General features: G+C 61.2%; 22 protein-coding genes. 11 read left to right on the forward strand and 11 right to left on the reverse strand.

Annotated features, from left to right (window positions below):
* Nucleotides 1–7 precede the first annotated feature (7 nt).
* Together SWE17_RS03355 and SWE17_RS03360 are read right to left on the reverse strand one after the other, a co-directional pair.
* Complete coding sequence (locus SWE17_RS03355) at nt 8–652, reverse strand: TetR/AcrR family transcriptional regulator (RefSeq protein ID WP_322991721.1); 645 nt, start codon at nt 650–652, stop codon at nt 8–10.
* 132 nt (nt 653–784) lie between these two features.
* Entirely contained in the window at nt 785–1,972 is a 1,188-nt protein-coding gene (locus SWE17_RS03360) for an acyl-CoA dehydrogenase (protein ID WP_062403789.1), read from the reverse strand.
* 100 nt (nt 1,973–2,072) lie between these two features.
* Between SWE17_RS03360 and SWE17_RS03365 the strand changes: the two genes are divergently transcribed.
* From SWE17_RS03365 to SWE17_RS03380, 4 genes are all read left to right on the forward strand, one after another.
* A complete protein-coding gene (locus SWE17_RS03365; protein WP_322991722.1) occupies nt 2,073–2,963 on the forward strand; it encodes a LysR family transcriptional regulator in 891 nt (296 codons plus the stop codon).
* Nucleotides 2,964–2,991: 28 nt separating this feature from the next.
* Complete coding sequence (gene msrA / locus SWE17_RS03370) at nt 2,992–3,525, forward strand: peptide-methionine (S)-S-oxide reductase MsrA (protein ID WP_062403793.1); 534 nt, start codon at nt 2,992–2,994, stop codon at nt 3,523–3,525.
* A gap of 80 nt (nt 3,526–3,605) precedes the next feature.
* On the forward strand, nt 3,606–3,845 hold the full coding sequence (locus tag SWE17_RS03375) for a hypothetical protein (RefSeq protein ID WP_322991723.1): 240 nt from the start codon (nt 3,606–3,608) through the stop codon (nt 3,843–3,845).
* Between the two features lie 57 nt (nt 3,846–3,902).
* Nucleotides 3,903–4,859 (forward strand): AEC family transporter, encoded by a 957-nt coding sequence (locus SWE17_RS03380; protein ID WP_322991724.1) that lies wholly within the window; start codon nt 3,903–3,905, stop codon nt 4,857–4,859.
* A 13-nt stretch (nt 4,860–4,872) separates the two neighbouring features.
* On the opposite strand, the gene pdxH is transcribed toward SWE17_RS03380, so the two are convergent.
* Together pdxH and SWE17_RS03390 are read right to left on the reverse strand one after the other, a co-directional pair.
* Nucleotides 4,873–5,505, reverse strand: coding sequence for a pyridoxamine 5'-phosphate oxidase (gene pdxH, locus SWE17_RS03385; RefSeq protein WP_322991725.1), 633 nt, complete (start codon nt 5,503–5,505; stop codon nt 4,873–4,875).
* A gap of 47 nt (nt 5,506–5,552) precedes the next feature.
* The gene (locus SWE17_RS03390) at nt 5,553–6,191 is read right to left on the reverse strand and encodes a gamma-glutamylcyclotransferase (RefSeq protein ID WP_322991726.1); all 639 of its coding nucleotides are present in this window, start codon (nt 6,189–6,191) and stop codon (nt 5,553–5,555) included.
* 50 nt (nt 6,192–6,241) lie between these two features.
* On the opposite strand from SWE17_RS03390, the gene SWE17_RS03395 reads away from it, so the two are divergent.
* The 3 genes from SWE17_RS03395 to SWE17_RS03405 all read left to right on the forward strand — a co-directional run bounded on the left by SWE17_RS03395 (nt 6,242) and on the right by SWE17_RS03405 (nt 9,100).
* Nucleotides 6,242–6,463, forward strand: coding sequence for a hypothetical protein (locus SWE17_RS03395; RefSeq protein WP_322991727.1), 222 nt, complete (start codon nt 6,242–6,244; stop codon nt 6,461–6,463).
* 169 nt (nt 6,464–6,632) lie between these two features.
* Nucleotides 6,633–8,474, forward strand: a complete 1,842-nt coding sequence (gene edd, locus SWE17_RS03400; protein ID WP_322991728.1) for a phosphogluconate dehydratase — start codon at nt 6,633–6,635, stop codon at nt 8,472–8,474.
* Nucleotides 8,465–9,100, forward strand: coding sequence for a bifunctional 4-hydroxy-2-oxoglutarate aldolase/2-dehydro-3-deoxy-phosphogluconate aldolase (locus SWE17_RS03405; RefSeq protein WP_322991729.1), 636 nt, complete (start codon nt 8,465–8,467; stop codon nt 9,098–9,100). The genes edd and SWE17_RS03405 overlap by 10 nt, the downstream gene beginning before the upstream one ends.
* Before the next feature lie 29 nt (nt 9,101–9,129).
* Here SWE17_RS03405 and SWE17_RS03410 read toward each other — a convergent pair whose 3' ends face one another.
* Genes SWE17_RS03410 through SWE17_RS03425 form a run of 4 tightly spaced genes read right to left on the reverse strand, consistent with a single transcriptional unit; the run spans nt 9,130 to nt 11,626 of the window.
* The gene (locus SWE17_RS03410; protein ID WP_322991730.1) at nt 9,130–9,807 is read right to left on the reverse strand and encodes an SDR family oxidoreductase; all 678 of its coding nucleotides are present in this window, start codon (nt 9,805–9,807) and stop codon (nt 9,130–9,132) included.
* Between the two features lie 41 nt (nt 9,808–9,848).
* A complete protein-coding gene (gene gloA / locus SWE17_RS03415; RefSeq protein WP_322991731.1) occupies nt 9,849–10,247 on the reverse strand; it encodes a lactoylglutathione lyase in 399 nt (132 codons plus the stop codon).
* The gene (locus SWE17_RS03420; RefSeq protein WP_322991732.1) at nt 10,244–10,816 is read right to left on the reverse strand and encodes a PaaI family thioesterase; all 573 of its coding nucleotides are present in this window, start codon (nt 10,814–10,816) and stop codon (nt 10,244–10,246) included. The genes gloA and SWE17_RS03420 overlap by 4 nt, the downstream gene beginning before the upstream one ends.
* A gap of 15 nt (nt 10,817–10,831) precedes the next feature.
* On the reverse strand, nt 10,832–11,626 hold the full coding sequence (locus SWE17_RS03425; RefSeq protein ID WP_322991733.1) for an SDR family oxidoreductase: 795 nt from the start codon (nt 11,624–11,626) through the stop codon (nt 10,832–10,834).
* Between the two features lie 198 nt (nt 11,627–11,824).
* On the opposite strand from SWE17_RS03425, the gene SWE17_RS03430 reads away from it, so the two are divergent.
* The 4 genes from SWE17_RS03430 to SWE17_RS03445 are packed head-to-tail and all read left to right on the forward strand — an operon-like array spanning nt 11,825 to nt 14,779.
* On the forward strand, nt 11,825–12,202 hold the full coding sequence (locus tag SWE17_RS03430; RefSeq protein ID WP_322991734.1) for a VOC family protein: 378 nt from the start codon (nt 11,825–11,827) through the stop codon (nt 12,200–12,202).
* Nucleotides 12,199–13,080 (forward strand): PA4780 family RIO1-like protein kinase, encoded by an 882-nt coding sequence (locus tag SWE17_RS03435; protein WP_322991735.1) that lies wholly within the window; start codon nt 12,199–12,201, stop codon nt 13,078–13,080. Before SWE17_RS03430 ends, SWE17_RS03435 begins: the two co-directional genes overlap by 4 nt.
* Before the next feature lie 3 nt (nt 13,081–13,083).
* Nucleotides 13,084–13,872 (forward strand): tRNA-uridine aminocarboxypropyltransferase, encoded by a 789-nt coding sequence (locus SWE17_RS03440; RefSeq protein ID WP_322991736.1) that lies wholly within the window; start codon nt 13,084–13,086, stop codon nt 13,870–13,872.
* Between the two features lie 19 nt (nt 13,873–13,891).
* A complete protein-coding gene (locus tag SWE17_RS03445) occupies nt 13,892–14,779 on the forward strand; it encodes a pirin family protein (protein ID WP_322991737.1) in 888 nt (295 codons plus the stop codon).
* 24 nt (nt 14,780–14,803) lie between these two features.
* Here SWE17_RS03445 and SWE17_RS03450 read toward each other — a convergent pair whose 3' ends face one another.
* From SWE17_RS03450 to SWE17_RS03460, 3 genes are read right to left on the reverse strand one after another with little or no spacing between them, the layout of a single operon-like run.
* Nucleotides 14,804–15,442, reverse strand: a complete 639-nt coding sequence (locus SWE17_RS03450) for a 2-dehydro-3-deoxy-6-phosphogalactonate aldolase (RefSeq protein WP_322991738.1) — start codon at nt 15,440–15,442, stop codon at nt 14,804–14,806.
* Between the two features lie 11 nt (nt 15,443–15,453).
* Entirely contained in the window at nt 15,454–16,365 is a 912-nt protein-coding gene (locus SWE17_RS03455) for a 2-dehydro-3-deoxygalactonokinase (protein ID WP_322991739.1), read from the reverse strand.
* Nucleotides 16,362–17,333, reverse strand: coding sequence for a sugar kinase (locus SWE17_RS03460; RefSeq protein ID WP_322991740.1), 972 nt, complete (start codon nt 17,331–17,333; stop codon nt 16,362–16,364). The genes SWE17_RS03455 and SWE17_RS03460 overlap by 4 nt, the downstream gene beginning before the upstream one ends.
* Nucleotides 17,334–17,382 lie beyond the last annotated feature (49 nt).

Here is a 17,382-nt window from a genome sequence, read left to right on the forward strand (position 1 = left end):
TTGAATATCAGGCTTGAGAAAGGCCACGCGCCATCAGACGGGCATGCTGTGTGATGAACGCTTCAGGGTCGATCTGTTCATGGCTGGGGCAGCATGGCCCCATGGAATGCTTCCACATCACCAAAAACAAAAGTGGGGCCATGACCGAGTGCAAGGTCAAATCGATGTTCATGGCCCGAAACTCGCCACGGTCCATGCCGCGTTGCAAAGCGTTGCGCACCAGTGCGTGGGCAGGCTCAATCACTTCGTTGCGGAAAAAAATCGCCAAGTCCGGAAAGTTGCTGGCCTCGCTCATCACCAGTTTGGAAATGCCCGAGGCCTTGGTGGCACCGTAACGACGCCACCACTGCAGCATCATCCACTCCAGCAACTCCCCCATCGTGCCCTGGAATTGCGCCACTTCGACAGCGCCTTGCGTCACAGGCACCACCACGTTTTCGCGCACAACGGCCTTGAACAGGTCTTCTTTGCTGGGAAAGTACAAAAAGAGGGTGCCTTTGGAAACGCCAGCCCGCAATGCCACCTCTTCGACGCGGGTGGCTGCAAAGCCCTTCTCCACAAACAAATCCAAAGCCGCCTCGAGCAGTTCACCCGGGCGGTCTTGTTTGCGGCGTTCGCGTTTGTGGGGGGCGATGGGGTCGATGGTATTCACAGGAGGTTTAATGACTGACTGGTTAGTAATATACGACCTGACTGTGTCTTCGTCAAGGCGTTGGCGCACATTGGGTCGGCCATAAAAAAGGGCTGCCGTTTGGCAGCCCCTCTTGTCGGCCTAGGCCAAGGATTAATTCGAGAAAGCAGGAATCCCGGTGATGGCACGGCCCAAAATCAGGGCGTGTACGTCGTGTGTGCCTTCATAGGTGTTGACCACCTCTAGGTTCACCAAGTGGCGTGCCACGCCGTATTCGGCGCTGATGCCGTTGCCGCCCATCATGTCGCGCGCCATGCGGGCGATGTCCAAAGCCTTGCCGCAGCTGTTGCGCTTGAGGATGGAGGTCAGGTCCACCGAGGCGGTGCCTTCGTCCTTCATGCGGCCCAAGCGCAAGCAGCCTTGCAGACCCAAGCTGATTTCGGTCAGCATGTCGGCCAGCTTCTTCTGGATCAGCTGATTGGCAGCCAAGGGGCGGCCGAACTGCTGGCGGTCCATCACGTACTGGCGGGCGCGGGCGTAGCAGTCTTCGGCAGCGCCCAAGGCACCCCAGGCGATGCCGTAGCGCGCGCTGTTCAGGCAGGTGAAGGGGCCTTTCAAACCACGCACTTCAGGAAAGGCGTTTTCTTCGGGGCAGAAGACTTCGTCCATGACGATTTCGCCAGTGATCGAGGCACGCAGGCCGACCTTGCCGTGCACGGCTGGAGCTGACAGGCCTTTCCAGCCTTTTTCCAAAATGAAGCCACGGATCTGACCGCCATCGTCCTTGGCCCAGACCACAAACACGTCGGCGATCGGGCTGTTGGTGATCCACATCTTGGCGCCGCTGATGCTGTAGCCGCCGTCCACCTTTTTGGCGCGGGTGATCATGCTGCCGGGATCCGAGCCGTGGTTGGGTTCGGTCAGGCCAAAGCAGCCGATCCACTCGCCACGCGCCAGTTTGGGCAGGTATTTTTGCTTTTGGGCTTCAGAGCCAAAGTCGTTGATGGGCAACATGACCAAAGAAGACTGCACGCTCATCATGGAGCGGTAGCCCGAGTCCACGCGCTCGACTTCGCGAGCCACCAGGCCATAACACACGTAGTTCAGGCCCGCGCCGCCATATTGCTCGGGGATGGTGGCACCCAATAGGCCCAGCTCGCCCATCTCGCGGAAGATGGCCACGTCGGTGGTCTCGTTCAAGAACGCGTCTTTCACGCGGGGCAGCAGACGTTCCTGGCAGTAAGCACGGGCGGCTTCTTGCACCTGGCGCTCGTCGTCGGTCAGTTGGGCGCTGAGGTTGAAGGGGTCTTCCCAGCTGAAGGTGTTTTTGGTGGTGGCCATGGTGGGTGTATCCGTGAAATAAAACTTGATGAGATTGTCCGGTGCTTATGAATAGTTGTCTAATATTGATTGTCTATCCATCAATACATTATTTTAATTCATGGAATTCCGTCACCTGCGCTATTTCCTGATGCTGGCCGAAGAGCTGCACTTTGGCCGTGCGGCCCAGCGCCTGTCCATATCGCAGCCGCCGCTCAGCCTGAACATCCAGCAGCTCGAAGCCTCGGTGGGGGCGCAGCTGTTCACCCGCAACAGCCGGGGCGTGCAGCTCACCGCTGCGGGGTCGGCGTTTGTGCCGGCGGCCCGAGCATTGCTGTCTCAAGCCAGCGCCGCTGCCCGAGAGGCGCGCGACGTGGCCGAGGGCCAGTCGGGTCAGTTGCACATTGGCTTTGCCGGCACCATGCTGTACTGCGGCCTGCCGCAAATCCTCAGCCGTTTTCAGGCCAGTCACCCGCGTTTGCGCTTGGTGCTGCGCGAACTCAGCTCGTCCGAGCAGTTGTCTGAATTGCTGCGCGACCGGCTCGATGTGGGCTTTGTGCACACGCCCCGGGTGCCGCCGGGTTTTGAGCAGATTCTGGTGGCCAGCCAGCCCTTGGTGGCGTGTTTGCCTGCCAGCCATCCCTTGGCGGGGGCGGCCAGTGTGGGGCTGGATGAACTGGCCGGGCAAGACTTGGTGGTGGTGTCCCGGACCGTTTCGCCCGATTACCACGAACGCATTTTGGTGCTGTGCGAACAGGCCGGCTGGATGCCGCAGGTGGTGCACGAGTTGCGGCATTGGCTGAGTGTGGTGTCCTTGGTCTCGCAAGGCCTGGGCGTGGCGCTGGTGCCGCAAGCCCTGCAGCAGTCGGCCTTGGCGGGCGCCGTGTTTGTGCCGCTGCACGCGGTCGATGCCCGTTACGACACGCGTTGCCTGTGGCGCAACGACCGAGACCAGACGGCCCTGGGGGACTTTGTGCAGGCGGTGCAGGGCGGGCTGTTGCCCCACGGATAATTCAAACCCTCTCAAACAAGGAATCCACATGACCCAAACTCTGGTTTTAGGCGGCGGCTGCTTCTGGTGCACCGAGGCGGTGTACGTCAAGGTGCGCGGCGTGACCGATGTGGAGTCAGGCTACTGCAACGGCCAAACCGTGAACCCCAGCTACGACGACGTCTGCACCGGCCGCACCGGACACAACGAAGTGGTCAAACTCGAATACGACCCAGCGCAGGTCAGCACCCGCGAGCTGCTGGAAGTCTTTTTTGTGATCCACGACCCCACCACCTTGAACCGTCAGGGCAACGACGTGGGCACGCAGTACCGCAGTGGCATTTACTTCACAACGCCCGAGCAAGCCGAGGAGGCCCGCGCACTGATCGCCGAGCTGGCGGCGGCCCGGGCCTTTGGCCAGCCTATCGTGACCGAGGTGCTGGCCTTGGACAACTACAGCGCGGCCGAGGACTACCACCAAGACTTTTTTGAACGCAACCCCTACCAGGGCTATTGCATGGCGGTGGCCGCGCCCAAGGTGAGCAAATTCAAAAAGACGTTTTCGCGCCTGGTGCGTGAGTGACAAAAGACCGGGTATTCTTATCTGTGCCCAGTTTGAAGGGCAGGGTCAAACCCCTTGACCCCATCCTCAAAAATCAGACCATGAACAAAATTGTTTTTTGCCTCATCACTTTGACCTTGTCCTTGGGGGCTGCAGCCCAGCACAGCACCAAGGAAGTCCAGGAAGACATTGCCCGTCACCGAGCCATGGCCGAGGCCCACGAGGCGGCGGCCAAATGCTTAGAGTCTGGCAAGAAGCCCGATCAATGCACCAAGGCGTTGCAAACAGCCTGCAAGGGCTTGGCCTTGGGCAAGTATTGCGGCATGAAGCACGCGCATTGATTTCCCGGTACGTCTTTTCCACCATTTGAGCGGCTGAGTCAACGGGATAATCCGGGCATGAACCTTGATCATCCCGTTTTGTCGTCATTGCTGCCCGTGGTGCTGCTGATCTTGATTGGCTTTGTGGCGGGCAAGGCCAAGCTAGTGCGCGGCGAGTCGGTGCGCGACTTGTCCAATTTGGTGTTTTTGGTGCTGACCCAAGCGCTCTTGTTTCGCACCATGAGCAGCGTGCGCATTGAGCAGCTTGATTTCAAACCTGTGGCGCAGTATTTCCTGGTGGCAGGGGCCTTGTTTGTCTCCATGCTCTGGCTCTATGGTCGTAACAGCCGCGCTTCGGTGCTGGCATTGGCCAGTATTTTCAGCAACACCTTGATGATCGGCGTGCCCTTGATCGGCTTAGCCTATGGACAAGAGGGCCAGGTGTTGCTGTTCACCTTGATCTCATTGCACGCCTTGGTCTTGCTGAGTGCGGCCACGCTGGTGCTGGAGTTGCAAGTCGCCAGCGAGCACGCCGCTCTGTCCGGCGAGCGCCGGGCTGTTTGGCGCACGGTGGCGTCTGCTGTGCGCAACGCCATCATTCACCCCGTGCCCTTGCCGATTCTGGTGGGTTTGGTCTATGCCCAGACCGGCTGGGGCCTGCACCCGGTGGTGGACCGACCCTTGGCCTTGCTGGGCAGTGCTTTTGGTCCGATTGCTTTGGTGCTGGTGGGCATCACGCTGTCACAAACGCCGATCGGCAAGCAGTTCATGTCTGCCCTGAAACTGTCCTTGGTGAAAACCGTGGTCCATCCCGCGCTCATGCTGGCGGTGAGCTGGTTGCTGGGTTTGCGCGGGCTGCATTTGGCCGTCATGACGGTGGCGGCGGCTTTGCCCATCGGGGCCAATGTCTTTTTGTTCTCGCAGCGCTACCGCAAAGAAGAAGAAGCTGTCACCGCGGGCGTTGCCGTTTCAACCGCAATGGCCGTGGTGAGCGTGACGGCGGTCATGGCCGTTTTGCCCTTGCTGCCAGCCTGACCGTGTCGCAGGTTCAGGGGGCCAAGCGCTCGCGCAACCAGTGATCACCGTCTTGCGTGTAACGCAGCCGGTCATGCAAACGGCTTTTGCGGCCTTGCCAGAACTGCCAGTTGTCGGGCACCAAGCGGTAGCCACCCCAGTGCGGCGGGCGTGGCGGGTTGAGCATGAATTGCGCCGCGTATTTGGCGGCGTTGGTCACCAACACCGTGCGTCCATCGATCACCTGGCTTTGGGGCGAAGCCCAAGCGCCGATGCGCGAGTCCAGTGGGCGGCTGTGGAAGTAGGTGTCGCTTTCTTCGTCGCTGACTTTCTCCACACGGCCTTCGATGCGCACCACCCGTTCCAGCTCCACCCAGTGGAACTGCAGTGCCGCAAAGGGGTTTCCTGCCAACTCTTGGCCTTTTTGGCTGTCGTAGTTGGTGTACCAGACAATGCCGCGTTCGTCGTATCCCTTGATCAGCACCACCCGGGTGCTGGGTCGCAAATTGCTGGCCACGGTGGCCAGGGTCATGGCATTGGGCTCCGGCACTTCGGAGGCGATGGCTTCTTGCAGCCACTGCTCAAATTGCTGGAGCGGGTTGGCGTGGGAGGCGTTTTCGTTGAGCTCGGCTTTTTCGTAGCTCTTGCGCAGGTCGGCGATGTTCATGGCGCAAGTATAGGCAGGCGCTGTGTGCGCCGTGCCGGGGGGGCTCCTTAGGCCTGAGCAGGGCTGTGCTTTTCATCGGCATGGCGCAACAAGGCCGCCAATGCCCGGTCTTCGATGCCATGGGCCCTCAGGCTGTCGTATGTTTGGCGAGCATAGTCGCGGGTGGTGCCGAAGCGCCCGCTGGCCTGCTGAAAAATTTGCCGGTAAGTCTCGGCAGGCAACTGCCCTGTGAAGCTTGGGCTGGTGCGCGGCAGGGTAAAGGCCAGGGCCTTCACCGGGCCTTGGGGCGTGTTGCACGGCAGCCAGTTGGGGGTGTAGACGTCCATGGGCATTTCCCGCTCCCACAGCCGCACCAACACCTCGTCGGCTTGGTCCCTATCGACCCGGTAGGCCACGCCTTGGCAGCTGCCTCCGGGCAACAAGGCAAATACCAGGCCTGGGCACTCGGGGCTACCCCGGTTCAAACGGCTCCACATTTTGAGTGCGCGATGCCAGCCCCAGACGCGGGTGAGGTGCTGCTCCTGAGCTTCGAACTCGGGACGCCAAAGCAGTGATGCATAACCAAACACCCAAAGATCTTGGCCATCTGTTTGTGCCCGAAATTGGTCGAGCAGTGTGCCTTGGTAGGCCGTGCTGCGGCTGTCGGCAGGGTGCCCTTGTGCTGCAGCGTCGAGGGTGTCAGTCATGAGCAATGAGGCCCCATTACAATATGTCCATTATTTTCGGAGAAATATACATGTCGACCTCTCAAGATGACAATGAATCTGTAGTTTGGGCTGTTTTAGCGGCTGCTGTCTTGCTGGCCGTGGGTGTGGCCGTGGGTGTGGGTATTTCCAAGAGCCACAAAGCCGCCCCAGCTGCCCCTGCAGCCGTTACAGCGCCTGCCGCCGAAGCTTCTGCGCCTGCAGCCGAAGCGTCTGCTGCGCCAGCTGCATCCGAGGCTTCTGCCGCCAAGTGAAGCATCACAGACGCTTGCGCAAACCCGCTTTGGCGGGTTTTTTTACGTCTTTCATCCCTCAAAGGTGAGTTGTACCTCTTTTGTAACTCTAGGCATGCACCAAAACAGTGGAACACGGTTACCATCGATGATGTAATTTAGTTACCAAGCCCGATCAGGGCTTCAGGACATGACACTTCATCCGATTTTGGTCGCTGTCACCGCCCGCATCACCGAGCGCAGCAGACCGACCCGCCAGGCTTATTTGCAGCAGGTGGACGCTGCCGTCCAGCGCGACCCCGGTGCCCAGCGCTTAGGCTGTGCCAACGTGGCCCATGCCTTTGCCGCCATGCCCGAAGGTGACAAAAGCCGCGCCACCGCCTTGGACAAAATCAAAGTGGTGGCCCCGCGTGCGCACAACATTGGCATCGTCAATGCCTACAACGACTTGCTCTCGGCCCACGCGCCGCTGCAGCACTACCCCGACCTCATCAAAGACGAAGCCCGCAAATTAGGCGCCACCGCCCAAGTGGCAGGGGGCGTGCCCGCCATGTGCGACGGCGTGACCCAGGGAACGCCGGGCATGGAGCTGAGCCTGTTCAGCCGCGACGTGATCGCCATGGCCACTGCGGTGTCGCTCAGCCACGACGTGTTTGACGCGGCTCTGATGCTGGGCGTGTGCGACAAGATCGTGCCGGGTCTGCTCATTGGTGCTCTGCAGTTTGGTCACTTGCCCACCGTTTTTGTGCCTGCAGGCCCCATGACCAGTGGCCTGTCCAACAACGAAAAATCCAAGGTGCGTGAACAAGCCGCGCTGGGTCTGGTGGGCCGCCCCGAATTGCTGGAGGCTGAGTCCAAGGCTTACCACGGCGAAGGCACTTGCACCTTTTATGGCACCGCCAACAGCAACCAGATGTTGCTCGAAGCCATGGGCCTGCATGTGCCCGGCACCGCTTTCATCAACCCGGGCGAAGGTGTGCGCCAAGAGTTGACCCGCGAAGCCGCACGCACCGTGCTCGCGCTGGTCAAGGACAAAAATTTCACGCCGATTGGCCGCGTAGTGGACGAGCGCTGCATCGTCAACGCCATGGTGGCTTTGCTGGCCACAGGCGGCTCGACCAACCACTTGATCCACTGGGTGGCGGTGGCGCGCGCAGCAGGTATCGTGATTGACTGGGACGATTTTTCGGCCCTGTCGGATGTGGTGCCGCTGCTTACCCGCGTGTATCCCAACGGCAGCGCCGACGTGAACCAGTTCCAGGCCGCCGGCGGCCCCGGTTACGTGATTCGCGAATTGCTCGATGCGGGCCTGATGCACGCCGAGGTGCTCACGGTGCGCCCCGGCGGCCTGCGTGAATTCACCCGCATTCCCTCTGAACACAAGGGTCAACTGGTTTGGAACGAAGCAGGGGTCAGCAAGGATGACACCGTGGTGCGCCCGGCCAGTAGCCCCTTCAGCGCCACGGGTGGTCTGATGTTGCTGCAAGGCAATTTGGGACGCAGTGTGATCAAGATCTCGGCCGTGCCTGAAGACTTTCACGTCATCGAAGCCCCAGCACGCGTGTTCAATTCGCAAGACGAATTGCAGCAAGCTTTCAAAGCCGGAGAACTCGACCGCGACATCGTCTGCGTGGTCCGCTGGCAAGGCCCGCAAGCGAACGGCATGCCTGAACTGCACAAACTCACGCCGCCGCTTGCTGTGCTGCAAGGCAAAGGCTTCAAGGTGGCGCTGGTCACCGATGGCCGCATGAGCGGCGCGTCGGGCAAAGTGCCCGCTGCCATCCACGTCTCGCCCGAAGCGGCCGCTGGTGGCCCGCTGGCCAAGGTGCTGGATGGTGACCTGATTCGCTTGGATGGCGTGACGGGCACCCTGCAAGTGTTGGTGAGCGAGGCGGACTGGGTCGCTCGCCCACTGGCCCACATGCCTGCCGAGCTCAGCGCTGCCAACGGCGTGGGCATGGGCCGTGAACTGTTTGCCAATCTGCGCCGCAATGCGCTCAAAGCCGAAGAAGGAGCCTGTACATGGCTGTGAATCTGACCTCCCTGCAAGTCATGCAGGATGCCCCCGTGATCCCCGTGATCGTGCTGAACGATGTGGCCCACGCCGTGCCTATGGCCCGCGCCTTGTTGGCCGGTGGCATCCGCATGCTCGAAATCACCTTGCGCACCCCGCAGGCTCTGGCCTGCATGGAAGCGATTGCCAACGAAGTCGAAGGCGCGGTGGTGGGTGCGGGCACGGTGCGCAGTCCGCAAGATGCAGCCGCCGCCGTCAAAGCCGGTGCCCGTTTTGCGGTGAGCCCCGGCTACACCCCGGCAGTGGGCCAAGCCTGCAAAGACTTGGGTCTGCCCTTGTTGCCCGGTGTCGCCACCGGCAGCGAAATCATGATGGCCCAAGAGGACGGATACACCGAACTCAAATTCTTCCCCGCCATGCAAGCGGGCGGCCCGGGCATGCTCAAGGCTTGGAGCGGCCCGTTTTTTGATGTGAAGTTTTGCCCCACGGGCGGCGTGACGCAGCAAAATGCCAACGATCTGTTGAGCTTGCCCAATGTGGCTTGTGTGGGGGGCTCTTGGCTGGTGCCTGCGGATGCGCTGGCCCAAGGCGACTGGGCACGCATCGAAGCGCTGGCGCGTGAAGCGACTCAGTTGCCGCGCTGAGACATGAAGGGCTGAGGTGTTGCGCCCGATCAGCGCACCGCCCATCCCCCCGACATCGGGAATACTTGCCCAACAAAACAGCTGGCCGCGTTGCTGCACAGGTAGGCCACAAAGCGGGCATCTTCTTCGGCTTTGACCAGACGGCCCAGCGGCACTTCGCGTTTGAGGCGCTCCTGAAAACGGGGGTTGGCTTGCACCTCAGGCGGAAAGTAAGTGGGGTTGTCCACAAAGTTTTGCGCCACCGCATTGAGCTGGATGTTGTCGGGGGCCAGCTCCACGCCCGCCGCTTGCACATAGGCCAGTTGCGCACCCCGTGCAGCGCTGTAGCTGGCAGCACGCTTCATGCCGCGCAAGGCCGAAGCGCTGCCCATCACCACGATCTTGCCGCCGCCTCTGGCCTTCATGCCGGGCACCACCGCCCGCACCAAACGCGGCAGCGGATCGACCATCACCTCAAACACCTGCCGCCACTCGGCCTCGTCAATTTGGGTGACGGGCGTCGACGGTGCTGGCAGCGCCAAGTTGATGACCAAAGCATCGAGCGGCCCAGCCGTCTCGATCACAGCCTGTGCGTCCAGTGGGGCAGTGAGCAGGCGCTCGTCGGCGATCACTTCGGCACCGCAGGCCCGCAATTCGTCGCACAGGGCCGGGCCCATGAAGTCTTGGGACTGTGTCACCAGGATGCGTTGTCCGCGCAGGTCAAGCATGTGAGGGCTCCTGAAGTGGGTCTTGATTCAGTCGGTTGGACTCAGAGGTTGGCGTATTGTGGGCGCTGGATCAACTCGATCTTGTAACCGTCGGGGTCGGTCACAAAAGCAATCACGGTGCTGCCCCCTTTGACTGGGCCGGGCTCGCGCGTCACGTTGCCACCAGCGGCCTTGATCTTGCCGCAAGCGGCATAGACGTCGGGCACCCCCAAGGCGATGTGGCCATAGGCCGAGCCCATGTCATAGCTCTCCACGCCCCAGTTGTAAGTCAACTCGATTTCGGCATGGTCCGGGTTGGTGCCGTAGCCGACAAAGGCCAGCGAGTATTTGTACTCGGGGTTTTCTGAAGTGCGCTGCAGCGTCATGCCCAGCACCTGGGTGTAGAAGTCGATCGAGCGTTGCAGGTTGCCCACGCGCAGCATGGTGTGAAGGAGTCTCATGGTTTGTTTCCAGTAGTGGAGGGCATGTCAAAAACCAGGCAAGCGGTGCTGGCATGGGCGTACAGGGTGCCGTCAGGCCCGACCAGCCGGGCTTCGGCCGTGGCCAGTTGGCGGCCGCAGTGCACCACCTGGCCGATGGCCCGCACACGCTGTACTTTAGGGGTCAGGGCTTTGACGAGTTTCACGCTCAGGTCGGCCGTGGTGTAGCCGCGACCTGGCGGCATCATGGTGTGCACGGCGCAGCCGAGGGCCGAGTCGAGCAAGGTGGCAAACCAGCCGCCGTGCACTGTACCCAGCGGGTTCATGTGGTTCAAACCCGGGGCACCTTGAAAAATAGCTTGGCCTTCACTGACTTCGATCAGCACAAAGTCCAAGGTTTTGGCAATGCTGGCGTAAGGCAGATCGCCGCTCAGCAGCCCTTGCATGACTTCGAGGCCGGTTTTGCCTGCGACTTGGTCTGGGCGCGCCACACCGGGGCCAGCGCCGGCTTCCAAGCGCTGGCGCACGACACGCTCTTGGGCCAACCAGCTGTCGAGGAGTGATGAGGAGTGAGATGGAGAGGGGTTCACAAATTTGGGTTTTCTTCAAACAGGCACGGTGTAGTTGAGCGCCATGCGACCGCCGTCCACGGTGACAATTTCACCGGTGATGTAGCTTGCCGCATCGCTGGCCAAAAACGCAACCACCTTGGCGACTTCATCGGGCTCGCCCAAGCGCTTCATGGGCGTGCGCATCATGATTTTCTTTTCAGCAGCCTCGCTGGTCAGCACCGCTTGGCGGGCCAGTTCGGTGGCAATGGTGCCGGGGGCCACCGCGTTCACGCGGATGCCAAAGTCAGCCAGCGCCAAAGCCATGGCCCGCGTCAGTTGGTTGATGCCGCCCTTGCTCACGTTGTAGCTGGCGATGTTGGGGATGGCCATCACCCCGTTGACCGAGCTCATGTTCACGATGGAGCCCCCCCCAGTGCTTTTCATGGCGCGTGCGGCGGCCTGGCCCATCAAGAAGGAGCCCTTGATGTTCACGTTGATGACGGCGTCAAAGTCCTCTTCGGTCACGTCCAAAAAATCAGCAGCCTTGAAAATCCCGGCGTTGTTCACCAGCACATCCAAGCGGCCAAAGGCCTGTAACACATGGTCCACCAAGGCATCGACATCGGTCTTGCGCGAAACATCGCAGACCATGAAGCCAGCGCTGTGGCCTTCGCTGCGCAGCTCAGCGGCGACGGTGGCACCGCGCTCACTGTTCACATCGGCCAGCACCACATGGGCGCCTTCTGCTGCAAAGCGGCGTGCACAGGCTTCGCCAATGCCGTTGGCCGCGCCTGTGACTATGGCCACACGGCCCTGTAAGCCGAAAGACAAGGAATTTGAGGGTTGCATGTTTGGAGCTCCTTCGCTGTTTCGCATTCAAGGCTGCCATGCTGCCACAGTCAAGCATGACCCAGTGTCACAAACAGGGCCAGCTCGGATGTGTGGAGCAAATCATGGCCAGTTCAGGTGCCGTGCAAGTCATATGGGCATCAAGTACCATTGCCGCAGATTTCAAAAGCCCAATCTCGGGTACTACAGGAGCACACAATGTTCAGCCATGTCATGGTCGGGGTGAAAGACCTCGAAGCCTCTAAGAAGTTCTATGACGCAGTTTTGGGCACCTTGGGCATGGCCCCAGGGGTGGCCAACAACCAGCGCTATTTTTACCGCAGCCCCACCGGTTCCTTTGGCATTACCACCCCAATCAATGGCGAAGCGGCTTCGGTAGGCAATGGCAGCACCTATGGTTTCAAAGCGACTTCGACGGCGCAAGCGGATGCCTTCCACGCCGCGGGTTTGGCCCATGGTGGCGTGACCTGCGAAGACCCACCTGGCTGGCGTGAAGGTGCTGCAGGCAAGCTGTACTTGGCTTACTTGCGCGACCTGGATGGCCACAAAATCTGCGTTTTGCATCGACCTGGATGAAGGCGCCGCCTCGGCTACAGACCCTGCTCGAAGAGGGACTGATCGACACGGTGGTGCGTCAGCTCATGAGTGGCAAAGAGGCCATGGTGTTCGTGGTTCGCTGCGGGGACGAGACCCGTTGCGCCAAGATCTACAAAGAGGCCACACAGCGCAGTTTTCGGCAAGCGGTGGACTACACCGAAAACCGCAAGGTCAAAAACTCTCGCTCGGCCCGTGCCATGGCCAAAGGCAGCAAATTTGGCCGTCAAGAACAAGAAGCTGCCTGGCAAAGCGCCGAGGTCGACGCCCTGTACCGCCTGGCCGCAGCGGGCGTACGTGTGCCCCGGCCCTTTAACTTTTTTGACGGCGTGCTGCTCATGGAGCTGGTCACCGATGCGCAGGGTGATGCTGCTCCGCGCCTGAACGATGTGGCCTTCACGTCCGAGCAAGCCTTGCAGCACCATGCCACCTTGATCGCCGAAGTGGTGCGCATGCTGTGCGCGGGCGTGGTGCATGGTGATTTGTCCGAGTTCAATATTTTGTTGGCGCACATCCCCGGTGAGGACGAACAGCCCGGTGTGGACGAACCCGTCATCATCGACCTGCCCCAAGCGGTGGACGCAGCAGGTAACAACCATGCCCAGCGCATGCTGCTGCGCGATGTGGGTAACCTGCGCGATTTCTTCGGTCAGTACGCGCCCGAGCTTCTGCAGACCGAGTACGGCCCTGAAATTTGGAGCCTCTACCAAGCCGGATTGCTGGGCAACGAGACACCGCTGACCGGGCGCTTCGAGCGCTCCACCGCCGATGTGGACATGCAGGCCGTGCTGCGCGAAATTGACGATGCCCGTGACGAGGAAGCGGCACGCCGATTGCGCATGGCCACCCCTGTTGTTTGAGTGATGACGTCCATTCAAAAGACCGTTTGCATGACGCCATTGCCTTTGCAGCGAGAGCCCCACGCCGTCTCGCGCCTGCGCTCTGAGCGTCTGGCGCGCAGTGCCAAACCCTTCTTGGCCCGAGGTGGCATTAAAGGCGAACGCTGCCCCGGCTGCCGCTTGGTGCCCAGCCATTGCATGTGCGCACTGCGCCTGCAGCTGCCCACTCACGCTGGTATGTGTTTGCTGATGGCCGACATCGAACCCCTCAAGCCCAGCAACACCGGCTGGCTGATTGCCGATGTGGTGCCGGACACCTTTGCTTTTGGTTGGGCACGGACCGAAGTTGACCCTGCTTTGCTGGCGCTGTTGGCCGATCCGCAGTGGCAGCCGTATGTCGTGTTTCCGGGTGAGTTTGTCGAGCCCGAGCGGGTGGTGTATGACGTGACAGTCAGCGATGGCCAGAAAAAACCACTGTTCATTTTGCTGGACGCTACCTGGCCCGAAGCCCGCAAGATGTTCCGCAAAATCCCGTACTTGGACAAGTTACCGGTGCTGAGTCTGAACCCCGAACAGGTCTCAAATTACAAGCTGCGTCGTTCAAGGCGCGATGACCACTTTTGCACCAGCGAGGTGGCATCGCTGTGCCTTCAGCTTGCAGGCCAAACTCATGCGGCGCAGACCTTGCAGGCTTGGCTGGAGGTCTACACCCACCACTACCTGCAAGCCAAACACCAGCTGCCGCCAGATTTGGATGGGCCAGCGCATTCACAATTGCGGGAGTTGAAGGCGGCCTGCGTCACAGCCCCCTGAATTTGAACAAGGAGTCTTCATGTCCATCACTTCATCTATCCCATTTGCTCACCCGGTCACAGTTACCCGCTCCGTGGAGCGCCTGGTCACTGGTCAAGCTTCATCGGACGGTGCAGGCGTCAAACTCAGCCGCATCCTCACGCAAGATCTGCAGCACCGGCTCGACCCGTTTTTGATGTTGGACGCCTTTGGCAGCGACAAACCGGACGATTACATCGCCGGGTTTCCGGACCACCCCCACCGGGGCTTTGAAACCGTGACCTACATGATCGCCGGGCGCATGCTGCACCGCGACAGCGCAGGCAACGAAGGCCTGTTGCAAAACGGCGGTGTTCAATGGATGACCGCTGGCCAGGGCGTGATCCACTCCGAAATTCCGCAGCAGGCCGAGGGTGTGATGGAGGGCTTTCAGTTGTGGCTGAACCTTCACAGCAGCGAGAAAATGAATGTGCCTTGGTACCGTGATTTTCAGAACGCGCAGCTGCCGCAGTTCCAGACGCCTGAAGGGGTTGCCGTGACGGTGATTGCTGGAGCCAGCCATGGCGTGCAAGGCGCAGTGAACCGCGACATCACCCAACCGGTGTTTCTGGATGTGCACATGCCAGAGGGCGCACGTTTTGAGCAAACCCTGCCCGCTGGGCACAACGCCTTTGTGTACGTGTACCGGGGCGAGGTGCGCATTGCAGGGCAGGCCGTGCCCTTGCAGCGCATGGCCATCTTGGTCAACACGGCGCAGGCCGATGGTGTGGTGATCGAAGCCAGCGCCGACGCCAAGCTGATTTTGGTGGCGGGCCAACCGCTCAAAGAACCCATCGTGCAATACGGCCCCTTTGTGATGAACACCAAGGAAGAGATTTACCAGGCCTTGCAGGATTTCCGAGACGGACGGTTGGGCGAGAAGGCTTGAGGCCTGCGGGCGAGAGCCCGTTTTTCAGCCCTTCAAGGCCCGCGCAAAAGCCTCTGCCTGTTGCTGCACCGCTGGCGCCGATTTGCCCGGCGCGTACAAAGCCGAACCCAAACCAAAGCCACTGGCCCCGGCGGCCAGGTACGCGGCCATGTTGTCGGGCGTGATGCCGCCCACCGGCATCAAGGCCGCTGTTTTGGGCAGCACCGCCCGCAGCGCTTTCACCGTGGCGGGTGTGATCATCTCGGCCGGGAACAGTTTGAGGCCATGTGCACCCGCATCGAGTGCGGCAAAGGCTTCTGTGGGTGTGGCCACACCGGGCAGCACCACCATGTTCAAGGCCAAGGCTTGCGCCACCACGGCTGGGTTGAAGTTTGGAGCCACGATCAAACGGCCGCCCGCAGTGTGCACCTCTTTGACCTGCTGCACATTCAGCACCGTGCCTGCGCCGATGAGGGTTTGCGGAAATTGCCGGGTCAATGCGGCGATGCTCTTGAAGGGCTCGGGTGAGTTGAGTGGCACCTCGATGATGGCAAAGCCGCTGCCGACCAAGGCGTCGCCTATGGCTGGTGCTTCAGCCGGCGTGAGGCCACGCAAGATAGCGATCAAGGGCAGCTGGGCCAGAGCTTGGGCCAAGGTGTGGGCAGGGGAGGGTAAAGCGGTCATGGCGGTGGTGTTCATGAAGGGTCACAAGAGGTTGCGAGTGCCCACAAGCCGGCCCAAGTGGCTTCAGCCCCAAGGCTTTGGCAGGGGATGAGCAGGTGCTGCAGGGCCAGGGTGTAGCGCAGGCAAAGGGCCGGGCTGCCGATCACCAGGACCGGGTCTGGATGGGGCAAGACGGCTTGCTGGCGCAGCTCTTCGCCGATCAACAGGCCTGACAAGTAACTGGGCAATTGGGCCGCGCTCAGGCGTTCAAACAGGCCCAGCGTGCGCACCGCAAACAGCCGGTGCAACACACTGCCGCTGTGTTGGCTTTGGTCCACGCCGTGCAAAAAAACCGCTTCGTCAAAAGCGCCCTGCAGGTCCATCGTCTTGCCCAAGATCGAGTGCTGGCCCATCAGCGCAAACACCTCGCCGGTCATGAAGGTATGGAACTGCGTGACCCGACCGCTTTGCACCTGCACCCATTTGCTGTGTGTGCCGGGCAGCACCAGCGTGGCGCTGTCGCGGCCCGTCATCTGCAAGGCTCCAAAAATCTGCACCTCTTCGCCGCGCATCACATCGGGTGTGTTGAGCGGGTCTGTGCCTACACAGCTCAGGCCCGGCACCAAGGCGATGCGCCCGGGCTTCAGCCACAAAAGGTGTTGGCCCAACTCGGCAAAGCCTGCGGGGCAAGGGCAGTAGGGCGCTTCTTGCCAGCCTTGTCGGCTGCCGGCCATGCCCGAGATCAAGCACAGAACACCCGGCGCCTGCAGCCAATCGCCAAAGAGTTCGTGCAGCACCGCTTCAAATTGGCCCGGTGCCACGCTCAAGATTCCACGCGGGAATTCGCGCGATTCAAGCACCTGGCCGCTGGCACCCAGCCGTGCGCCGCGCAGCGAAGTGGTGCCCCAGTCGATGGCGATCAAGGGCCGTTGGTTTGTGCTCATGTGGGGCTGCCTTTGGAGAGGGTGTTCAAGTGCCTGAGCACGTCTTCTTGCCGGGGTAGTGGGGCCACCGCGCCGTAGCCTTGCACCGACAAAGCGGCTGCGGCATTGGCATAAGCTGTGGCGCTCCACAAGTCGTCGCCTGCCGACAAACGCGCCAGCAGGTTGCCGGCAAAACAATCGCCCGCGCCGGTGGCATCCACCGCTGTGACCAGATGGCCTGGCACCTTTTGTTGGTGGTGGCCGTCGCTGGCCACTGCGCCATCGGCACCGAGTTTGAGCACCACTTGCGCCGCACCTTGGGCGTGGCTCCAGGCGATGATGTCGGCGGCTTGGGTGAGGCCGGTGAGGGAGGTCATGTCTTCCAAGCTGGGCAAAAACAGATCACACAGACCCACGGCCTGACGGATGCAGGCCTGCGCCCGGGCCAGAGGCCACAGGGACAAGCGCAAATTCGAGTCGAGTGCCACCCGTGTGCCGTGGCTGCGGGCATGCGCCATGGCCGCCAAAGCCGTGTCGCAGGCCGAGGCGGAAATGGCCAGCGAGATGCCCGACAGGTGCAGCCATTGGCTGCTGACGATGGCGTCATGCCAGTGCGTCAGGTCTTGCGGCTGCATGCGGCTCGCGGCCGATCCTGCACGCGCATAGCTGAAGTGATGACCCTGAGCGTCGTGGCTCACAAAGTACAGACCGGTGGGCGCTTGGGTGTCGCGCTGCACGGCGTTGGTGGCCACGTTTTCGCGCTGCCAAAGGTCCATCAAGTGGTCGCCCCAGCGGTCGGTGCCCAAACGCGTGAGGTAGGCCACACGCGCCCCGGCGCGGGCGGCAGCAATGGCGGCGTTGCTGGTGTCGCCGCCAAAGCCTTGCTGGTAAAGCGGAGCTTCGCCTGCGTGTGAGCTGGGCCTTTGGTTGAACTCGACCATGGCTTCGCCAAGTGCCACGATGTCCAGGGTTTTGTGGAGGTGGGTCATGTCAAAAAAGGGTGGCGGCGCACTCGAAAATTTGGGGGCGGAGGTGGGA

It is taken from the genome of Limnohabitans sp. (assembly GCF_034680285.1).
Classification (GTDB): Bacteria; Pseudomonadota; Gammaproteobacteria; order Burkholderiales; family Burkholderiaceae_C; genus Limnohabitans_A.

Bases quoted from the DNA above. Each gene is read 5' to 3' on its own strand.
- SWE17_RS03360 (WP_062403789.1), bottom strand. From the start codon at position 1,972: ATGGCCACCACCAAAAACACCTTCAGCTGGGAAGACCCCTTCAACCTC.
- SWE17_RS03365 (WP_322991722.1), top strand. From the start codon at position 2,073: ATGGAATTCCGTCACCTGCGCTATTTCCTGATGCTGGCCGAAGAGCTG.
- msrA (WP_062403793.1), top strand. From the start codon at position 2,992: ATGACCCAAACTCTGGTTTTAGGCGGCGGCTGCTTCTGGTGCACCGAG.
- SWE17_RS03375 (WP_322991723.1), top strand. From the start codon at position 3,606: ATGAACAAAATTGTTTTTTGCCTCATCACTTTGACCTTGTCCTTGGGG.
- SWE17_RS03380 (WP_322991724.1), top strand. From the start codon at position 3,903: ATGAACCTTGATCATCCCGTTTTGTCGTCATTGCTGCCCGTGGTGCTG.
- pdxH (WP_322991725.1), bottom strand. From the start codon at position 5,505: ATGAACATCGCCGACCTGCGCAAGAGCTACGAAAAAGCCGAGCTCAAC.
- SWE17_RS03390 (WP_322991726.1), bottom strand. From the start codon at position 6,191: ATGACTGACACCCTCGACGCTGCAGCACAAGGGCACCCTGCCGACAGC.
- SWE17_RS03395 (WP_322991727.1), top strand. From the start codon at position 6,242: ATGTCGACCTCTCAAGATGACAATGAATCTGTAGTTTGGGCTGTTTTA.
- edd (WP_322991728.1), top strand. From the start codon at position 6,633: ATGACACTTCATCCGATTTTGGTCGCTGTCACCGCCCGCATCACCGAG.
- SWE17_RS03405 (WP_322991729.1), top strand. From the start codon at position 8,465: ATGGCTGTGAATCTGACCTCCCTGCAAGTCATGCAGGATGCCCCCGTG.
- SWE17_RS03410 (WP_322991730.1), bottom strand. From the start codon at position 9,807: ATGCTTGACCTGCGCGGACAACGCATCCTGGTGACACAGTCCCAAGAC.
- gloA (WP_322991731.1), bottom strand. From the start codon at position 10,247: ATGAGACTCCTTCACACCATGCTGCGCGTGGGCAACCTGCAACGCTCG.
- SWE17_RS03425 (WP_322991733.1), bottom strand. From the start codon at position 11,626: ATGCAACCCTCAAATTCCTTGTCTTTCGGCTTACAGGGCCGTGTGGCC.
- SWE17_RS03430 (WP_322991734.1), top strand. From the start codon at position 11,825: ATGTTCAGCCATGTCATGGTCGGGGTGAAAGACCTCGAAGCCTCTAAG.
- SWE17_RS03435 (WP_322991735.1), top strand. From the start codon at position 12,199: ATGAAGGCGCCGCCTCGGCTACAGACCCTGCTCGAAGAGGGACTGATC.
- SWE17_RS03440 (WP_322991736.1), top strand. From the start codon at position 13,084: ATGACGTCCATTCAAAAGACCGTTTGCATGACGCCATTGCCTTTGCAG.
- SWE17_RS03445 (WP_322991737.1), top strand. From the start codon at position 13,892: ATGTCCATCACTTCATCTATCCCATTTGCTCACCCGGTCACAGTTACC.
- SWE17_RS03450 (WP_322991738.1), bottom strand. From the start codon at position 15,442: ATGACCGCTTTACCCTCCCCTGCCCACACCTTGGCCCAAGCTCTGGCC.
- SWE17_RS03455 (WP_322991739.1), bottom strand. From the start codon at position 16,365: ATGAGCACAAACCAACGGCCCTTGATCGCCATCGACTGGGGCACCACT.
- SWE17_RS03460 (WP_322991740.1), bottom strand. From the start codon at position 17,333: ATGACCCACCTCCACAAAACCCTGGACATCGTGGCACTTGGCGAAGCC.